Raw genomic sequence first — 15,897 nt, 5'->3', positions numbered from 1 at the left:
ATCCCTCGTCTGCAACTCAGGTTACGTATTCGTTCGACTTGAAGGAGAGGTGTTTCACTCCTTCTGGGGCATCCGCGATCTTACGAATATTGCCCCAAGTTTGCTTGTAGTTAGGAATGATCAGTTCGTTCACTCCCTTGGAGACCACGTTGCCCTGCACCCCGGTCGGATAGCCGAACAGCATGAAGGCCTGTTTCCGCTTTGCAGTCGGAGTCGGGAGTGCCATCGCCTGCGTTGAGCCATTGTCGTTGTAGATTTCGACAAGATCACCCTCTTTCAGGCCAAGCTCAGTCATGTCAGATGGATTCATCTCGATGAATGGATAGGGCCATCGGTCCATGACAAGCTCATTGTCCACGTCTAGGTAAGCACTCTGCCAGACGAGATTGGTACGACCATTGTTGATCAGGAAGTGGAATTTATCCTTCTCTGCTTGCTTGCCTGGAGCCTGAAGCCCCCGCCATGGAGACGCTGCAAACGAAGCCTTGCCGTCCTTGGAGTTAAACTTTCCATCCGCATAAAGACGTTTGGTGCCGATGATCTTCTGCTGGTCTTGGCTCGCAGCGACAGGAGCGCCGGTTGATGTGCCGCCTGCGACAGCCCCGGTGGTTTCCAGGCCAGTCGCGGGCTCCTGAAAGCCGTTGGTTCCCATGGCACGCAGGCGCGCATACGTGACAAATTCGCCTCCCTTTTCATGTTTGGCGTAGCCATCCATGAATGCGTCTTCTTCGGTTTTCCAGTCGAAGCCTTTGAATTTATCGGCAACGTCTTTCTTGCCAATTTCACGGAATATACGCTCAAGATTATTGGCGAGACGCGCTGCGATGAGACAATCGGGCATCGCTTGTCCTGGCGGGTCCATGTATCGCTCCGTTATGCGCATCCGCCGCTCGCCATTCATCGAGGTCAGGTTCATCTCGCCGGAGGTCGCGGCGGGAAGAATGACGTGGCAAGCCTCTCCGATCTTGGTTGGCACAATGTCAACATTCACGGCGAATAGGCCGCCTTTTGCGATTGCATCGGTGATGGCCTTGACCATCGCGTTGCGATCGCCATACGGAACCGCATTCATCGCATCTTTAACGATGTCGGTTCTCTTCTTGTAGACCTTCTTGAACTCCATTGCGTTCAACGTGGTCTTGTAGTGGTCGCATCCCCAGATGTGATGAACCGCTCCCTTTCCGCCGATGAGCAATTGATCGACGTAAGCGGCAGGTTTGCCGACGTGTGCATCCGACGGTCGTGAATAGCCCTCTTGATGTCCGCCCATTCGGACGCAACCTCCACCCGGCCGTCCGACGTTGCCGGTGGCGAGAGCAACGTTCACAAGTGCTTGGTTCGTGCGATAGTTGTCGTTTCCCCAAATCAGGCCTTTCTCATATGCAAACATCGTGCGCCGGCGTGCGCCGCCAGCCTTTGGTTCGGCAATCCAGGTGATCGCCTTGACGATGTCGTTTTCGCTAAGCCCAGTGATCTTGGCTGCATCGGCGACCGAAACCTTATTGGCCGCAACTGCCTTGTCAAAATCCTTGGTGCTGGCCTGAACGAAGGACTTATCAATCCAGCCCTTATCGACGGCATACGTAAACCAAGCATTGAAGAGGACGAGGTCCGTGCCGGAGTTGAGGGCGAGATGAAGGACGTTGTCCTTCCCGGCCTCAACCTCGCAAGCATTGACGGTCACTGTCCGTCTCGGATCGACGATAACAATCCGGCCGCGATCAAATTGTTCGTTGCCGAGCTGGGCTTTCTTTTTGTCTGACGTCGAGCCGCGTAGATTCGGTATCCAGTGATTGAGAAAATAGTTGGTTTGCGTTTCGAGGGCATTTGTGCCGACGGCAACGATGGTGTCGGCAAGTTCAGCGTCTTCATAACAATTGTTGAGCTCGCCGACGCCCATATCACGCGTTCCGTGAACTTCGGAATTGTAAGCGGGCCGATTGTGGATGCGGATGTTTTTGATCTTCATCGCGCCAAAATAGAGCTTCCCGGTGCCCCACGTATTTTCGTAACCGCCGCCGGCGCCGCCATGGTCATAGGCCGAGACAAAGAGGGCGTCTTCGCCTTGCTTGGCGATCACAGCCGCAGTCACGCGGGCTACCAAATCAAGCGCATCGTCCCAGCTCGTGGGCTGCATTTGTCCGTAGCGCCAGACGAGGGGGTCGGTTAGCCTTTGAAGCTGTGTGTTGCGTTGGCGCGAATAGCTCATCTCAGCAATTCGGGCGCCCCTCGGCGATCCGAGACCTGAATTGACCACGCAGTCCTTATCGGGCTTAACGACCAGATGTACATCGTGGCCATTCTGCTTCACGATGTTATACATCGAAGGCGCATACCAACTGCCCGTATCGGCTTCCTGCTGTTTGGAAAGATCGATGCCGAATTTGTTCTGACTTGGGGCTGTGCCGCCTTCATAGCGCGCATCCCAAGTGTAGGCCTTATAACCGCATCCGACGATGCAGTAGTGGCAAACGACGTTGTGCTCTTTCGCGTCTGCGGGGACGATCGGAAGATGACCAATTTGGCGTTTGTACGTCATGTTCTCTCTCCTTACAGTACGTTCGAAAGACGGCCGTAGAGCAGCTCATCCACGCCCTCAGCGTAGATGTCGCCCTTCTCGTCGATGCGAAGCGTGTATTGAGGCAGATTCTGCGTCGCCTGACCCCAGATTTGCTGGCCACCTTTCTCGCAATCGAACCGCGAGTAATGACCGGGGCAATTCATCGTCTTGTCGGAAGCGACGTAATTCAGCGGGAATCCCTTGTGCGGGCAGACGGTCGTAAAGCCTACGATATCTCCGTCAGCACCAACGCCGCTGGCAACTCGTTGCCCGAGCTTGATCAAAACGCCTGGCGCGTCATCATCAGGATAGTTGACGGCGAGAGGCTCGTTCACTTTCAAATCGGCGACATTCCCGAGCCTGCTCTTCGGGTAACGAATTAAAGTTGAGGGTGCTTGGTCAGCTTTTGCTTCAGTAGATAAAACTGAAACGGCGGCGGCGGCCGCGGTCATGGCGCCGGCGCTACTTAGAAAATGGCGACGGCCAGCGTCGACTAGTTTGTCGCAACTCTTCATGATGATCTCCCCAGATCATGGATTTTGTGTCCCATCGGACGGGGAGCTCATTGCAGAGATCGGGCCACTACGTTCCAGCGTTGAGATAATTGAATTTTTCCAAGATGGGGCTACCTGCCGAGGAGCAGATGTTCGGATTCCCGAACATGTTGCGTTGCCGTTCGTTCAGGAATGCGAACGGTTGCTCCACTGACAACGGTTCCTGTCGTAATTAAATGACGCTGAACAAGTCGCACTATTGACTTGGATCCTGAACGTCGGTGCTTAAGCCGAGCCGCCGCATCTTGTCCCAGAGTGTGGTCCGGCCAATTCCCAAAATTTTAGATGCCGTTCCGATTTCACCGTTTGCGGTCTGAAGTGCACGAAGAATGTGACGACGTTCGGCGTCCTGTCTGACATCTTCCAGAGATTCCAAATTGGCACGCCCTGCGCTTCGCTCTGTCGCCGGAAATAGATCGGCCGGCATGATCCATTCATCCAAACCGAGAGCGACTGCTCGCTCAACTCGGTTTCTAAGCTCACGCACGTTCCCAGGCCACGGATAATGGAGGGCTGCCTGCTCAGCGAGGGCACCGAAGCCTTTGATATCGCGGCTCGCTGTCGTCGAGAATTCATTCAGAAATTTGTTCATCAGCCAAGGAATGTCGTCGCGTCTTGCACGTAGTGACGGTATTTCGACCGTTACGACGTTGATCCGGTAATAGAGATCCTCGCGAAAGCGTCCCTTTTGCACGAGATCGAATAGGTCCTGATTGGTAGCTGCGATCAGACGGCCGGTGAAAGGAAGGGCAGTTTCGCCGCCCACTCGGTTAAATTTACGTTCTTCGAGCAACCTCAATAGTTTTGCTTGGAGCTCAAGCCGCATATCGCCGATCTCATCTAGGAATAAGATTCCAGCTCCGCTTCGTTCCGCATATCCGACGTGGCGCTGTGATGCGCCCGTAAAAGATCCTTTTTCGTGACCGAAGAGTTCGCTTTCCATCAATTCAGACGGGATGGCAGCGCAATTGACGGCGATAAAAGGTTTATCGCTGCGAGGCGAGGTTGCGTGCAAGAAACGAGCGGCAACCTCCTTACCGCTGCCGGTCTCTCCCGTGAACAAGACGGTGGATGGGAGCGGAGCCAACCGTTCGATGAGATGCGCCAAGTCCTTGGCAGGCTGAGAATACCCCAATGCTTCAGATACGATGGAAGATTGTGCAGGCCTGAAAATCTCAGCAAGCCGCACAAGAAAGCGATCCATATCGAACGGCTTCGTTACATAATCGCGTGCTCCAGCGCGCATCAGCCTGACAGCTTGGTCAATATCTCCCTGTCCCGTGATGAACATGAAGGGAGCCGCGTTGCCGCTCCGGGCTGCCTCTGTAAAAAATTGTTCGCCATTCATGTCAGGAAGTCGAATATCGCAAACGATAGCGTCGAAGCGACTGCTTGCGATCTCTTTGACCGCACTCTCTCCGTCCTGCCACCATTTGACGCCGATGCCATCCAGCGTCAGCCGTTGGATCAAGCTTTCACCCATGACTGGATCGTCCTCCACCAATCCAACTAATCGTTGCTCACGCTGCACTGGCCAACTCCGGTCTAGTAAGAGGAATACGAATAGAAATCTCCGTGCCGGGGTCTACCCGCTTGATACTGATGCGCCCGCACAACTGAACAATGAGCCTACTTGTTGTCCAAAGGCCAAGGCCTCCTTCGGAGCGAGGAGGTGTCAGTTCAGCCGCGCTGAGAACCTCGGCCGCCCAATCTGGCAAGCCTGGCCCGCGATCCCTTACGTTTATTTCGAGTTGTTCATTTCTGTTTGTCGTGAGCGTAACGGTTGCACCGTCAGGCGAGGCAGCTATTGCATTAAGAAGTAAATTCAAGATCGCCTGTCTGACTGGCGTGGCCGGAACAGGCATCTTCTCAACAAGACCGTTGATCATCTCGATCCGTATGGACCGACGCTTCGCTTCCGGCGCGACAAGAAGCTTAAGATCATCAATGTCGCTTGGCTCCAACGGCCTTGATTGACTATCGGACCGGTAGACAGTCAGCGTTGTCCTTACGGTATCTTTGATGCCATTTAGGCCACGCTCAAGTAGCGCCAGCGAACGTTCCCGGACATGCTCAATGGCACCGTGACTCTTAAGCGTGGAGAGAGCATTGAAAAGACCGCCGAGTGGATTGTTGATCTCGTGAGCCAAGGACGAAGCCAAACGCCCCAAACTGCCAAGACGTTTTTCTTCAGCAAGTCTTATCGCAAGCTCTTCGCGGTCGCGCATCGAGCGAACCAGGGCGTTGTAGGATTTGAAGAGAAGATGGAATTCCCCGGACGTTTTTGACAGATTTGAAGACGGTATGAGGTCGGCATGGCCATCTTGGGCGGCACCGAGATGATCCGTGAGTACTCTGACAGGCGACATCATTCGCATGACGAGAAACCAACCCGCCAGCGCGAGCGTAAGCGTCAGAACACCATTGCTTATCGTTAGAGCCCATAAAACATCTCTACGTTCTGCCGCCAGATGTCGCGTGTCGAATGTCGCAAAAATGATTCCGGCTGTTCGGCCCGGATACGAAAGGACACGCATCGCGCTTGCGGTGTTCGCGCCTGCCTCAAAACTAAATTTGTTAATGGGCAGGCTCGTCTCAACTTGTGAGCCGATAGGATGAACGCGAGGATCTGACGCGGCGATCACAGAGCGGTCTGCATTGGTGACGATCGTCTCTATAGCTCGCAGGCCGCGGTTTATCGTTTTGGCCCGGTCGATGGCATCGTAAACCTCCCAATTGTCTTCGCGCAAAAGTGCGGGTGTAATTGAAGACGAAAGGCCATCCAGGTAGCTTTGTGAAAGATCGGAAAGGAAACGTGTTTGCGTTTCTTCGAGACGACGAAGGACCTGCTCGGAAACAATTACGCCTACAGTGATCATCAAGGCGGCAACCGCCAGCGGGACTTTAACTGTGATGGGCCATTTGCCGAGGCGCGTCATGAGCATCATCCCGCCGTCGCGACGAAGGCAGCTTTCGCCGCGATGGTATCGTAAAGTTTTGCTCCTTCACTCGCGAATCCATCCAATTGAAGCATAGCCAGCACAGCCCGCCCTTCTTCTGTTTTATGAATATCGAGAAGCGCAGTTTTTAATAACGAAAGTCTCTGGCCGTCCGGCGGGTTCTTTGGTCCGGCGATAGGAGGAAACCCAAGCCATTCGGATGCCGAGAGAATGCGAATGTTGGACACGAGTGTCGGTTCGAGGTTTGCGACGACATCATAGACATAGCCATCGACCGAGCCTGACTGAGCGAGACCGGATGCCACCGCACGAATGACGTTGCGGTGGCCGTAGGTGAAGATCGACCTTCGGAAGAAATTTTCTGGTCTAAGACCCATCGCCGCGAGGTCTGCTCGGGTTACGAGAAATCCCGAGTTGGAGTCTGGATCGGAGAAAGCGTGAATATCTCCCCGCAGATCAACAAGGGTTTGAGCGTCGCGTTCTTTGTCGATGATGATATAGGATTGATAGAGCGGCTTTTGATGCCAGAGGGGCACGGCGACGAGCTGCAATTCGTGCCGATGCGCCACGTACGGATAGCCACAAATCCATGCCGCATCCAGCTGCCCAGAAATCAGCATGGCTGTGATTTCCTGATAGGTGCGACGTTCGACGAGATTTACGGGAAGGCCGGTGGCAAGTTGCAGATAGGATTGAAGCCGACCAAGAAGTTCGAGATCGGATGTCAAAAAGACGGGCGTGAGACCGAAACGAATCGGTTCTGGCGATGCGGGTTCAGACCGGGCTGGCTTCGGGAGCAGCAACGCCAAGCCTGTCCCGACCACTACACGACGCGATAACTCAGTCTTGGACGCCATTCGACTTCTCCAGACATGTGGACAAGTCTAGCGACATTTAAAATCATTACAAAGTGAACTCTGGCGCGGGCCGCCTTGCATATTGCATCGCAACATTTGCTGCGCGAGGTTACGGCACGAGATCAATTCCCTTCGACCACTTGCCCGTCTTCCTTCACGAACCGACGAACCGGATGGTCAAGCAAGTTTAAGACGGTTTCCGAAGGACGGCAGAGCTTCGTACCTTTGGGTGTTATGACGATTGGTCGGTTGATAAGGATCGGATGCGCCAACATGAAATCCAGTAATTCGTCGTCAGACCATTTGGGATCATCCAGTCCAAGCTCTTTGTAGGGCGTGTCTTTTTCTCTCAACAATCCTCGGATGGGTATCCCTAGCGCGGCAATCAGCTCTTTCAGCCGTTCGCGCGTTGGTGGCGTTTTTAGATATTCGATCACGACCGGGTCCTCGCCGCTTTGCCTGATCATGGCGAGCGTATTACGCGAGGTCCCACATGCGGGGTTGTGGTAGATCGTAACTGTCATGAACGGACTTTAGCTGGCTCGCAGGATACTCCCGCTTCGTACCAGCCCCTTGTTGCCTTTACGATTCGCACTACCGAAAGCATCACGGGTACTTCGACCAGCACGCCGACGACTGTCGCTAATGCGGCTCCCGAATTCAATCCGAACAGGCTGATCGCGGCAGCAACTGCGAGCTCAAAGAAATTACTAGCCCCGATCAGAGCAGCTGGAGCTGCTACGCACCAGGCCACACCGAATCGTCGGCTCAGCCAATAAGCGATGCCCGCGTTCAGGTAGACCTGGATCAAGATTGGCACCGCCAGGATCGCGATCACAACAGGCTGCCGCAGGATTTGTTCGCCTTGAAAGCCAAACAACAGCACTAAGGTCGCGAGGAGCGCCACGAGCGAGACGGGCTGTAGCTTAGCCATAGTCCGCTCAAAGACTCCATTGCCTGCTCGAATCATTGAGCTGCGCCAAAGCTGCGCAATGATGACCGGAACGACAATGTAAAGTACTACGGACAATAGCAGCGTCGCCCACGGTACTGTGATCGATGCCACGCCCAGCAACAGGCCAACCAGCGGCGCAAACAAGAACACCATCAGAATGTCGTTAAGCGCGACCTGACTGAGCGTATAGTGTGGTTCACCCTCGCAGAGGTTCGACCAGACAAAAACCATGGCCGTACATGGTGCTGCGGCCAACAGAATGAGACCGGCAATGTAGGAGGGTATTTGTGCTGATGGCAGCATCGGTGCGAAGACGTGTCCGATGAAGAAGGTGCCGAGTAAAGCCATCGAAAAAGGCTTCACGCCCCAATTAACGAACAACGTGACGCCTACACCGCGCCAATGCTCACGAACGCTTCCTAGCGCACCGAAATCGATCTTGAGTAGCATTGGCACAATCATTAGCCAGATCAGTATTGCTACTGGAAGATTGACCTTCGCGACTTCGGCAGAAGCTACGGCTGCAAAGAAGCTCGGCATTATATGACCTAAAGCCACACCTGCGACGATGCAGAGTGCGACCCAGAGTGTCAGATAGCGTTCGAAGGTATTCATGATTGCACCAGGTTAAAGCGAGCGGTGTCCCGGCAATCAGGCGCGGGACTTTTCCTTTTTTGATTTTGGGGTGTCACAGATCTTCAGGCTGTTCAGAACAGGAGCACAAATATCCGGGCGGCCACCGCAGCAATCCTGCAATAGGAACAGTGCGACGGACTGAAACGTTTGGAGATTGGCACGATAGACGATCGTCCTGCTGCGACGCTCAGACGTAACAAGGTCCGCTCGCGAGAGGACGGAGAGGTGCGCCGAAAGAGTATTTTGAGGCACTTCCAAAACGCGCGCGAGATCTCCCGCAGGCAGGCCGTCTGGTTCGTGGTTCACCAGAATTTTGAAGGCCGCGAGGCGCGTACTTTGTGCAAGCGCAGCCATTGCGAGGATAGCAGGTTCGTTCTCCATAAATCCAGATATATGGATATATTAGAACGATGTCAACTGTCTCAGAGAAGCAACTTTCTATATTTCAAATATTCTCGAATTATGATTGACTCCATCCCCTCACGTGTCAGGATGGGGTCATGAAAATCGATGATGCAGCGGCCCGGCTTGAGGCCTTGGGAAATACGACCCGATTGAGGATCTACAGAGCCCTTATTCGTGCGGGCCATGCCGGTATGCCGGCTGGGAAGCTGGGTGAGAAGCTAAAGGTAGCAGCCTCTACAATGTCGTATCACCTCAAGGAGCTCATGATGGTGGGATTGGTTACGCAAAGGCGCGAGGGGAAGACCCTATTCTGCCTTGCTGAATACGACACCATGCAAGGATTAGTGAATTTCCTGATTGCGGAATGCTGCGTTGATGAAGAATGCGCGGATAAGAAATCCGCGGCCTAGTCTAACTTTGCCGAATAATTCGACAATTCGCGAAATGTAGGAGATGTATATGAGCAAGAATGTAGCCGTTATCGGAGCTGGTCCCGTAGGCCTTGCAGCGGCCGCGCATCTCTTAGAGCGTGGTCTCAATCCGGTGGTCCTTGAAGCGGGACCGGCGGCGGCCCATGCCATTAGGCAGTGGAAGCACGTCCAGCTGTTTTCACCATGGGAATACAATGTTGATAAGGCGGCTGAACGCTTGTTGTCTTCAGCGGGCTGGAATTCGCCTGATCCGCACGTTTATCCGACGGGACGGGAGCTGCTTGAGCAATATCTTGATCCTTTAGCTACCCGCACGGTTCTGAAGGATGTCATTCGTACGGGAAGCCGCGTGACGGCTATCAGTCGTCTCGGCTACGACAAGGCGAAGACCAAGGGGCGCGAATCTGCGCCCTTCGAAATTCGGTATCAGAATGGCAAAGGTCCCGAAACACTACGCGCCGATGCCATCATTGATACGTCCGGGACGTGGTCAACGCCTAACCCTGCAGGTGTAAGTGGCCTTCCTGCTATCGGGGAGCGAGACCTCGCCGCCCATATTACCTACGCGATGCCAGATATTCGTGGCGCTCAACGTTTAAGGTACGCAGGCAAGACGGTGGCTGTACTGGGAGCGGGCCATTCTGCGATCGGCACGCTGATGGAGTTGGCTCATCTTCAGGATGGTTCACCTGATACCGAGATCATCTGGCTGCTGCGAGGCTCAGATCCCTCGAAGGCTTTTGGCGGCGGCGCAAATGATAAACTAGCCGCGCGAGGAGAATTAGGCTCGGCCTTTGCGGCGATCGTGGCGGCAGGCAGAATTCGCGTTGAGCCGGGCTTTAGTGTGAGCCACATGTCCGCTGCCGGTGAACGTCTTCGTATTGGAGCGGGATCGGCATGTTGCGGCCGTCATGTTGTTGTCGATGAATTGATCGTCGCGACGGGCTTTCGTCCCGATCTATCATTCCTGAGCGAATTGCGCCTTGGGCTCGATCCCGCGATTGATGCGCCGGTGGCGCTTGCGCCACTGATCGATCCAAACGAACATAGTTGCGGCACAGTGCGTCCTCACGGTGCACGTGAGCTCGCACAACCTGAGCCCGGGCTTTATCTGGCCGGCATGAAATCCTACGGTCGTGCGCCAACATTCCTGATGATCACAGGTTACGAGCAGGTTCGTTCGATTGCCGCCGATATTGCAGGCGACAAGGAAGCTGCAGCTCGTGTTGAATTGGATCTACCGGAGACTGGCGTCTGCACGCGGGGAGGCGTTGAGAATGGTGCGGCCTCAGCTGGATGCTGTAGCACGGCAACCCCATCTAATGCGGACGCATGTTGCGCCGCTGATACCGTCGCCGAAAAGAAAGAGAACAGTGGTTGTGGCTGCGGTTAGCGGATGGCATCTCTAGACAGGGGGAGCACCAGGCGCCCGCTTGTAATCCATCGACGCAGAGGCCTACAGCTGGGCTGGCAGCGGAGAGATTTTGCTGTTTCTCTTCGTTGACACCCGCGACACCAGCTGCAACTGCGAGACCTGTTCGCAAGGCTGGAAGTTGCAAAAGCGTCTCTGTGTAGCGGCCTGCTAACGCCTTTGCTGCTCAAGTTCAACTGCTTCATCCGGATGTTGGAACTGCGACCGGTCGCGAAGACGTCGGCAGCGCGAAAGTAAGGCCCCAGCAAATGATCAACATCACGGACGCGCCAATCATACACCCCGTGATACCACCAAGTTGGTAGAGCAATCCCGACAGCGTGATACCGAGAAGGCGTCCCGCGGCGTTGGCCGCGTAGTAAAAACCGACATCCTCTGCTGACTTTTCAGAACCCGCGTAGGCCAGGATCAGATAAGAATGCAGCGATGAGTTGACCGCGAAAGGCAGGCCGAACAGCGCGAGGCCTACCACAATGATTAGGTCAGGCCGCGATACGTCCACACTCTTCATGGTGATCGCGAGGCAAATTGGGACAGCCGCTAGAATGAGAGCCCAAAGACGGGCAGCAGGAACTTCACGGCTGAGCCCGTCGGTGCTCCGAGAAACTAGTGAAGGCGCGATGGCTTGAATCCCGCCATAGGCGATCGTCCACGCGGCAAGGAAGCCTCCGACCTCTAGGAAACGCCATCCATTCGCGTAGAGAAAGACGGGCAATCCGACAACGAACCAAACATCGCGCGATCCAAACATAAAGATGCGCGCAGCGGCCAATAAATTCACGCCGCGCGTCTTTCCAAATAACTCTTTGATCGTTTTTGATGACTTCGCTTTGCCCAAGTTACTCGGCAATGAAAGCCGACACGCAACGAAAATCAGCGCAAGAAGACCGGCCATCATCCAAAGAGCGGGGCGGAATCCGACCACATCGAGCAGAAGGCCACCAACGAAGAACCCCACGCCTTTCATGGCGTTCTTGGAGCCTGTGAACCATGCCACCCAGCGGAATAACTGGCTGTTACCGTCAGACGATGTGGCTTTGATCGCGGATTTTGAAGCCGTTTTGGTCAAATCTTTTGCAACACCGGCAATGCCTTGTGCTGCAACCACCCAAGCCACCGATGCGACCGCGCTCCAGTGATCACTTAAGCACGAGAGCATAATGAGACCGGCAATCTGCAAGAGTTGCCCGGTCGCAAGCATTCGGGGAATGCCGTACTTAGAAGCGAAGTATCCGCCCGCCAGATTAGCTGCGACCCCGGCCGCTTCATAAAGCAAAAACAAAAACGCGAGCGTAAATGGTGTGTAACCGAGTCGAAAAAAGTGGAACAGCACGAGCATACGTAGCGCGCCGTCGACTAATGTGAAGCCCCAATAGGAAGCTGTAACGATCAGATAGTTTCTGGCGGTATTATTCATGCTCCGGCCCTCCCAACGATGTTAGCCAGGTCGACCATTCGACAAGAATATCCGACCTCGTTGTCGTACCAGGCATAAACTTTGAGCAGTGTTCCGTCCGTCACCATCGTGCTTTGTGCATCGACAATTGAGCTTCGGGTGTCATTGTTGAAGTCGGCCGATACAAGAGGCCGCTTCTCGAATCCTAATATTCCCGCAAGACTCGTGTTTTCTGCAGTCTCAAAGAGAGAATTGATTTCCGATACGCTGGTCTCGCGGGAAAGTTCAAATACGCAATCCGTAAGACTGGCGTTGAGCACCGGTACGCGCACGGCGTGTCCGTTCAATTTGCCCTTAAGCTCGGGGTAAATCAGTGCAATTGCAGTTGCGCTGCCGGTAGTGGTCGGTTGCATCGATAGCATCGCGGATCTGGCGCGGCGGAGATCTTTGTGGGGCGCATCGACAACCACATTTGTATTCGTTGGATTGTGAATTGTTGTGATCTGTCCGTGTTTGATGCCAATTGCTTCGTGAACAACCTTCACAATGGGCGCAAGGCAATTAGTGGTGCACGAAGCTGCCGTCAGTAGCCGGTGACGATCCGGGTCATACAGCTTGTCGTTAACACCAACCACGATATTAAGAGCAGCCTCATCTTTGACCGGTGCGGCGACGATCACACGCTTCACCCCCTGGTCGAAGTAGTCCTTCAGCTGATCAGGCTTTCAGAAACTTGCCGGTGCACTCCAGCACGATTTCACATCCGAGTTTGCCCCAATCGATGTCACCTGGCTTGGCGGCGTCGGTGAAGCCCACGCGTCTGTCTGCGACTGAAATGGTCTTTTCATTTTCCACGCCGATCTTTTGATTCCATCGACCGTGAATACTGTCGAACTCAAGAAGATGAGCCGTCGCGTCGATGCCGCCCTTAACTTCGTTGATGTGGGCAATTTCCAGACGGTTTGTTCTTTGGGGATCGTCCTCCGGACGATGAAATCCACCTAATGCGGCCCGGAATGTCAGTCGGCCAATCCGACCCATTCCGTTGATGCCAACTTTTATTGGAGTATTGGTCATGGATATCCCCTCACGAGTGTCAGAAAACTCTCCTGTTCAGGGCTTCCATCCGGGTCGACGGGCCACTTGAACAGTTCTGTCGATATGTCGAGACACATTGACATAATCCGTTGCGAGGAGCAATGGTCCGTCGCACATTCCGACCCACTTGGTTGTCGTCGCAGGGCGCCCGCTACAAAGGTTCTTGGATTGGCCATAAGACCTTTGCGCTGATTGAGCTGGCGAAGGTAAGAACCTTGCGAGATTTGGCGACAGTCAACGTGACGACAAATCCAAAATCGCACCGACTCGCCGCTTGCAAAAAGTCCCGAGAATGAAAACGAAGCAGCTGCCTATCGTTTTGGCGTTAGGCACGACACAAACGCTCGCTTGGGCCTCAAGTTACTATTTGCCGGCCATCCTTGCGGATCCCATCTCGAAAGAGCTCGGAATTTCGAGCAACTGGTTTTTTGCCGCTTTCTCCGGATCGCTAATCATCTCCGGGCTGCTTGGTCCGCTGGTAGACCACCTCTACTCGGCTTGGAACGAACGCGCGGTTTGGATTTCGGAGGATGCGAAGTAGGAATACAGCGCCGGCAAGACGAGCAAGGTAAGCAGAGTCGCGCTGAGCAGGCCGCCGATCACCACAGTCGCGAGCGGCTTCTGCACTTCTGCTCCCGTTCCCGTCGCAAGCGCCATCGGCACGAAGCCGAGCGAGGCAACCAGCGCCGTCATGATGACTGGGCGAACCCGCGTCAGCGGGCCTTGGCTGATGGCCGCGCCCGTGTCCACACCTTCCGAAATCATTTTCCGTATCTGGGTGATCATCACCAATCCGTTCAGGACTGCGACTCCGGACAGGGCGATGAAACCAACGGCGGCCGAGATCGAGAACGGCATGCCGCGCAGCCACAGCGCGGCAACGCCGCCGGTAAGCGCGAGGGGCACCGCGCTGAAGACCAGAAGCGCGTCCCGCGCCGAACCAAGGGGATAAACCAACCCCAGAGCTAGGGCTTGAGAGGGATAGGGGGGTATGCTATATTGTCGCATGAGCCATACCATCCGCGAGAAGAAGAGGCTGCTTGCGCGCGTCCGCCGTATCCGAGGGCAGGTCGAGGCCATCGAGCGCGCTTTGAGCGAAGAAGCCGAGTGCGAGCGCATCATGCATATGATTGCCGGCATCCGGGGGAGTGTCGCAGGTCTGATGGCCGAGGTGGTGGAAGACCACATCCGCACCCATCTGGTCGATCCCCAAAAGAATCCTGGGGCCCTGAATGCGGAAGCTGCGGATCAGCTGATCGAAGTCGTTCACACCTACTTGAAGTAAGGGCATGTCATGACCGTCGACCGAACGATTGATCGAGCTGCTGCGCATGATCACGTTTTTCTGAGAGAGGACCACGACAGGGCCGCGCGCCGGACTTGGGCAGTTATCGTGCTGTGCAGCGTTATGATGATTGCGGAGATCGTCGGCGGGGCGCTCTTCGGATCTTTGGCGCTGATCGCCGACGGTTTGCACATGTCGACACACGCCGGTGCGCTTCTATTAGCGGCATTAGCCTATACGTATGCGCGCCGATATGCAGACGACAGGAACTTTACCTTCGGAACCGGGAAGTTCGGGGATCTGGCCGGATACAGCAGCGCAATCATATTGGCCATGGTCGCGCTGCTGATCGGCTATGAGGCGGTAACGCGCTTTCTGTCCCCGGTCGCCATCAGTTTCAACGAGGCAATTCCGATTGCCGTGCTCGGCCTAGTGGTCAATCTGGTGAGTGCGTGGTTACTATCCGGCGGTCATCACGGCCATGACCATGGTCATGCACACGGCCACGAACGTCCTCACGATCACGGCGAGGATGTTCGCCGGATCGATTTTGGCGCCGGCGTGATCGAACTTGAAGTTTTTGAAAACGGTGTGCCGCCTCGTTTCCGATTGCGGCTTTTGGATAACTTGCGATTGCAAGCTTCGCACGTCGCCGTTGAAACCGTAAGACCTGCTGGTGCCAGACAGACATTCACGTTCGCGGATCGCGGAGGATATTTGGAATCGCTCGATGAGATTCCGGAACCTCATGAGTTCGTGGCCAAGCTCCGTCTGAAACAGGACGATCAGTTCAAGGAATTCGAAGAACGTTTTGCAGAGCACGATCACGACGCGCCTGCGGGTGCCCACCATCGCGACAACAACATGCGGGCCGCGATCGTCCACGTCGCGGCCGATGCCGCCGTTTCGGTGCTGGTGATCGTCGGACTTCTCCTCGCGCGGACCTTCGGATGGCTTTGGATGGATCCGCTCGCTGGCTTAATCGGCGCCGTCGTCATCGCGAACTGGTCATTCGGTCTGTTGCGGGACACCGGTGGCATTCTGCTGGACCGCAATCCGGACCCGCGGATGACGGAAAAGGTCAGACAGACGGTCGAGAGCGATGGAGACCGGGTGACCGACCTGCACCTCTGGCGGCTGGGACCCGGACACCTCGGAGCCATTGTATCGGTCGAGACCACCAAAGCACGTGGGTCTGAACATTATCTGGCAAAATTGGCGGCATTTTCGGATTTGTCGCACGTGACCGTCGAAGTTCGATCACGAAGATAGGCAAGTCTCTCTGCCTTGGGGTAATGGCCGAAGAGGTCTCCACCATGCGGAAAGCG

Annotated in this window: 15 protein-coding genes and 2 pseudogenes; 5 read left to right on the top strand and 12 right to left on the bottom strand. The window is 55.0% G+C overall.

The features are described 5' to 3' along the window. Positions 1-16: 16 nt before the first annotated feature. The 8 genes from AC1RNA_RS03425 to AC1RNA_RS03390 all read right to left on the bottom strand — a co-directional run bounded on the left by AC1RNA_RS03425 (position 17) and on the right by AC1RNA_RS03390 (position 8,903). Complete coding sequence (locus AC1RNA_RS03425; RefSeq protein WP_492950265.1) at positions 17-2,539, bottom strand: arsenate reductase (azurin) large subunit; 2,523 nt, start codon at positions 2,537-2,539, stop codon at positions 17-19. Between the two features lie 11 nt (positions 2,540-2,550). Next, on the bottom strand, positions 2,551-3,075 hold the full coding sequence (locus tag AC1RNA_RS03420; protein WP_492950264.1) for an arsenate reductase (azurin) small subunit: 525 nt from the start codon (positions 3,073-3,075) through the stop codon (positions 2,551-2,553). A gap of 235 nt (positions 3,076-3,310) precedes the next feature. Beyond that, complete coding sequence (locus tag AC1RNA_RS03415) at positions 3,311-4,645, bottom strand: sigma-54-dependent transcriptional regulator (protein ID WP_492950263.1); 1,335 nt, start codon at positions 4,643-4,645, stop codon at positions 3,311-3,313. After that, positions 4,635-6,053 (bottom strand): sensor histidine kinase, encoded by a 1,419-nt coding sequence (locus AC1RNA_RS03410; RefSeq protein ID WP_492950262.1) that lies wholly within the window; start codon positions 6,051-6,053, stop codon positions 4,635-4,637. The genes AC1RNA_RS03415 and AC1RNA_RS03410 overlap by 11 nt, the downstream gene beginning before the upstream one ends. Positions 6,054-6,058: 5 nt before the next feature. Further along, a complete protein-coding gene (locus AC1RNA_RS03405; RefSeq protein ID WP_492950261.1) occupies positions 6,059-6,931 on the bottom strand; it encodes a substrate-binding domain-containing protein in 873 nt (290 codons plus the stop codon). 122 nt (positions 6,932-7,053) lie between these two features. Continuing rightward, positions 7,054-7,455, bottom strand: coding sequence for an arsenate reductase (glutaredoxin) (gene arsC / locus AC1RNA_RS03400; protein WP_492950260.1), 402 nt, complete (start codon positions 7,453-7,455; stop codon positions 7,054-7,056). Continuing rightward, positions 7,452-8,501 carry an ACR3 family arsenite efflux transporter gene (gene arsB / locus AC1RNA_RS03395; protein WP_492950259.1) on the bottom strand — a complete coding sequence of 350 codons (1,050 nt, stop codon included), beginning with the start codon at positions 8,499-8,501 and terminating at the stop codon, positions 7,452-7,454. Before arsB ends, arsC begins: the two co-directional genes overlap by 4 nt. Before the next feature lie 36 nt (positions 8,502-8,537). Continuing rightward, positions 8,538-8,903 carry an ArsR/SmtB family transcription factor gene (locus AC1RNA_RS03390; protein WP_492950258.1) on the bottom strand — a complete coding sequence of 122 codons (366 nt, stop codon included), beginning with the start codon at positions 8,901-8,903 and terminating at the stop codon, positions 8,538-8,540. Positions 8,904-9,022: 119 nt separating this feature from the next. On the opposite strand from AC1RNA_RS03390, the gene AC1RNA_RS03385 reads away from it, so the two are divergent. Together AC1RNA_RS03385 and AC1RNA_RS03380 are read left to right on the top strand one after the other, a co-directional pair. Continuing rightward, positions 9,023-9,337 carry an ArsR/SmtB family transcription factor gene (locus AC1RNA_RS03385; RefSeq protein ID WP_492950257.1) on the top strand — a complete coding sequence of 105 codons (315 nt, stop codon included), beginning with the start codon at positions 9,023-9,025 and terminating at the stop codon, positions 9,335-9,337. Positions 9,338-9,380: 43 nt separating this feature from the next. Then, a complete protein-coding gene (locus AC1RNA_RS03380) occupies positions 9,381-10,751 on the top strand; it encodes an FAD-dependent oxidoreductase (protein WP_492950256.1) in 1,371 nt (456 codons plus the stop codon). 220 nt (positions 10,752-10,971) lie between these two features. On the opposite strand, the gene arsJ is transcribed toward AC1RNA_RS03380, so the two are convergent. Genes arsJ through AC1RNA_RS03365 form a run of 3 tightly spaced genes read right to left on the bottom strand, consistent with a single transcriptional unit; the run spans position 10,972 to position 13,263 of the window. Beyond that, positions 10,972-12,207 carry an organoarsenical effux MFS transporter ArsJ gene (gene arsJ / locus AC1RNA_RS03375; protein ID WP_492950255.1) on the bottom strand — a complete coding sequence of 412 codons (1,236 nt, stop codon included), beginning with the start codon at positions 12,205-12,207 and terminating at the stop codon, positions 10,972-10,974. Then, positions 12,204-12,866, bottom strand: a complete 663-nt coding sequence (locus AC1RNA_RS03370; protein WP_492950254.1) for a hypothetical protein — start codon at positions 12,864-12,866, stop codon at positions 12,204-12,206. The genes arsJ and AC1RNA_RS03370 overlap by 4 nt, the downstream gene beginning before the upstream one ends. A gap of 37 nt (positions 12,867-12,903) precedes the next feature. Further along, a complete protein-coding gene (locus AC1RNA_RS03365; protein WP_492950253.1) occupies positions 12,904-13,263 on the bottom strand; it encodes a glyceraldehyde 3-phosphate dehydrogenase NAD-binding domain-containing protein in 360 nt (119 codons plus the stop codon). Positions 13,264-13,576: 313 nt separating this feature from the next. Here AC1RNA_RS03365 and AC1RNA_RS03360 point away from each other — a divergent pair. Continuing rightward, positions 13,577-13,765, top strand: a pseudogene (locus tag AC1RNA_RS03360) (MFS transporter); the annotation flags it as partial. A gap of 8 nt (positions 13,766-13,773) precedes the next feature. Here the strand turns inward: AC1RNA_RS03360 and AC1RNA_RS03355 are convergent. Continuing rightward, positions 13,774-14,241 (bottom strand): annotated as a pseudogene (locus AC1RNA_RS03355) (efflux RND transporter permease subunit); the annotation flags it as partial. 49 nt (positions 14,242-14,290) lie between these two features. On the opposite strand from AC1RNA_RS03355, the gene AC1RNA_RS03350 reads away from it, so the two are divergent. Next, positions 14,291-14,569, top strand: coding sequence for a metal/formaldehyde-sensitive transcriptional repressor (locus tag AC1RNA_RS03350; protein ID WP_492950252.1), 279 nt, complete (start codon positions 14,291-14,293; stop codon positions 14,567-14,569). A 9-nt stretch (positions 14,570-14,578) separates the two neighbouring features. Further along, complete coding sequence (gene dmeF, locus AC1RNA_RS03345) at positions 14,579-15,841, top strand: CDF family Co(II)/Ni(II) efflux transporter DmeF (protein WP_492950251.1); 1,263 nt, start codon at positions 14,579-14,581, stop codon at positions 15,839-15,841. Positions 15,842-15,897: the final 56 nt, after the last annotated feature.

The organism is Afipia sp. GW821-FHT14H12 (genome assembly GCF_058803465.1).
This window is presented reverse-complemented; position numbering and strand designations above follow the sequence as displayed.

Coding starts and splice junctions, on each gene's coding strand:
- AC1RNA_RS03425 (WP_492950265.1), bottom strand. CDS start 2,539: ATGACGTACAAACGCCAAATTGGTCATCTTCCGATCGTCCCCGCAGAC.
- AC1RNA_RS03420 (WP_492950264.1), bottom strand. CDS start 3,075: ATGAAGAGTTGCGACAAACTAGTCGACGCTGGCCGTCGCCATTTTCTA.
- AC1RNA_RS03410 (WP_492950262.1), bottom strand. CDS start 6,053: ATGACGCGCCTCGGCAAATGGCCCATCACAGTTAAAGTCCCGCTGGCG.
- AC1RNA_RS03405 (WP_492950261.1), bottom strand. CDS start 6,931: ATGGCGTCCAAGACTGAGTTATCGCGTCGTGTAGTGGTCGGGACAGGC.
- arsC (WP_492950260.1), bottom strand. CDS start 7,455: ATGACAGTTACGATCTACCACAACCCCGCATGTGGGACCTCGCGTAAT.
- arsB (WP_492950259.1), bottom strand. CDS start 8,501: ATGAATACCTTCGAACGCTATCTGACACTCTGGGTCGCACTCTGCATC.
- AC1RNA_RS03390 (WP_492950258.1), bottom strand. CDS start 8,903: ATGGAGAACGAACCTGCTATCCTCGCAATGGCTGCGCTTGCACAAAGT.
- AC1RNA_RS03385 (WP_492950257.1), top strand. CDS start 9,023: ATGAAAATCGATGATGCAGCGGCCCGGCTTGAGGCCTTGGGAAATACG.
- AC1RNA_RS03380 (WP_492950256.1), top strand. CDS start 9,381: ATGTATATGAGCAAGAATGTAGCCGTTATCGGAGCTGGTCCCGTAGGC.
- arsJ (WP_492950255.1), bottom strand. CDS start 12,207: ATGAATAATACCGCCAGAAACTATCTGATCGTTACAGCTTCCTATTGG.
- AC1RNA_RS03365 (WP_492950253.1), bottom strand. CDS start 13,263: ATGACCAATACTCCAATAAAAGTTGGCATCAACGGAATGGGTCGGATT.
- AC1RNA_RS03350 (WP_492950252.1), top strand. CDS start 14,291: ATGAGCCATACCATCCGCGAGAAGAAGAGGCTGCTTGCGCGCGTCCGC.
- dmeF (WP_492950251.1), top strand. CDS start 14,579: ATGACCGTCGACCGAACGATTGATCGAGCTGCTGCGCATGATCACGTT.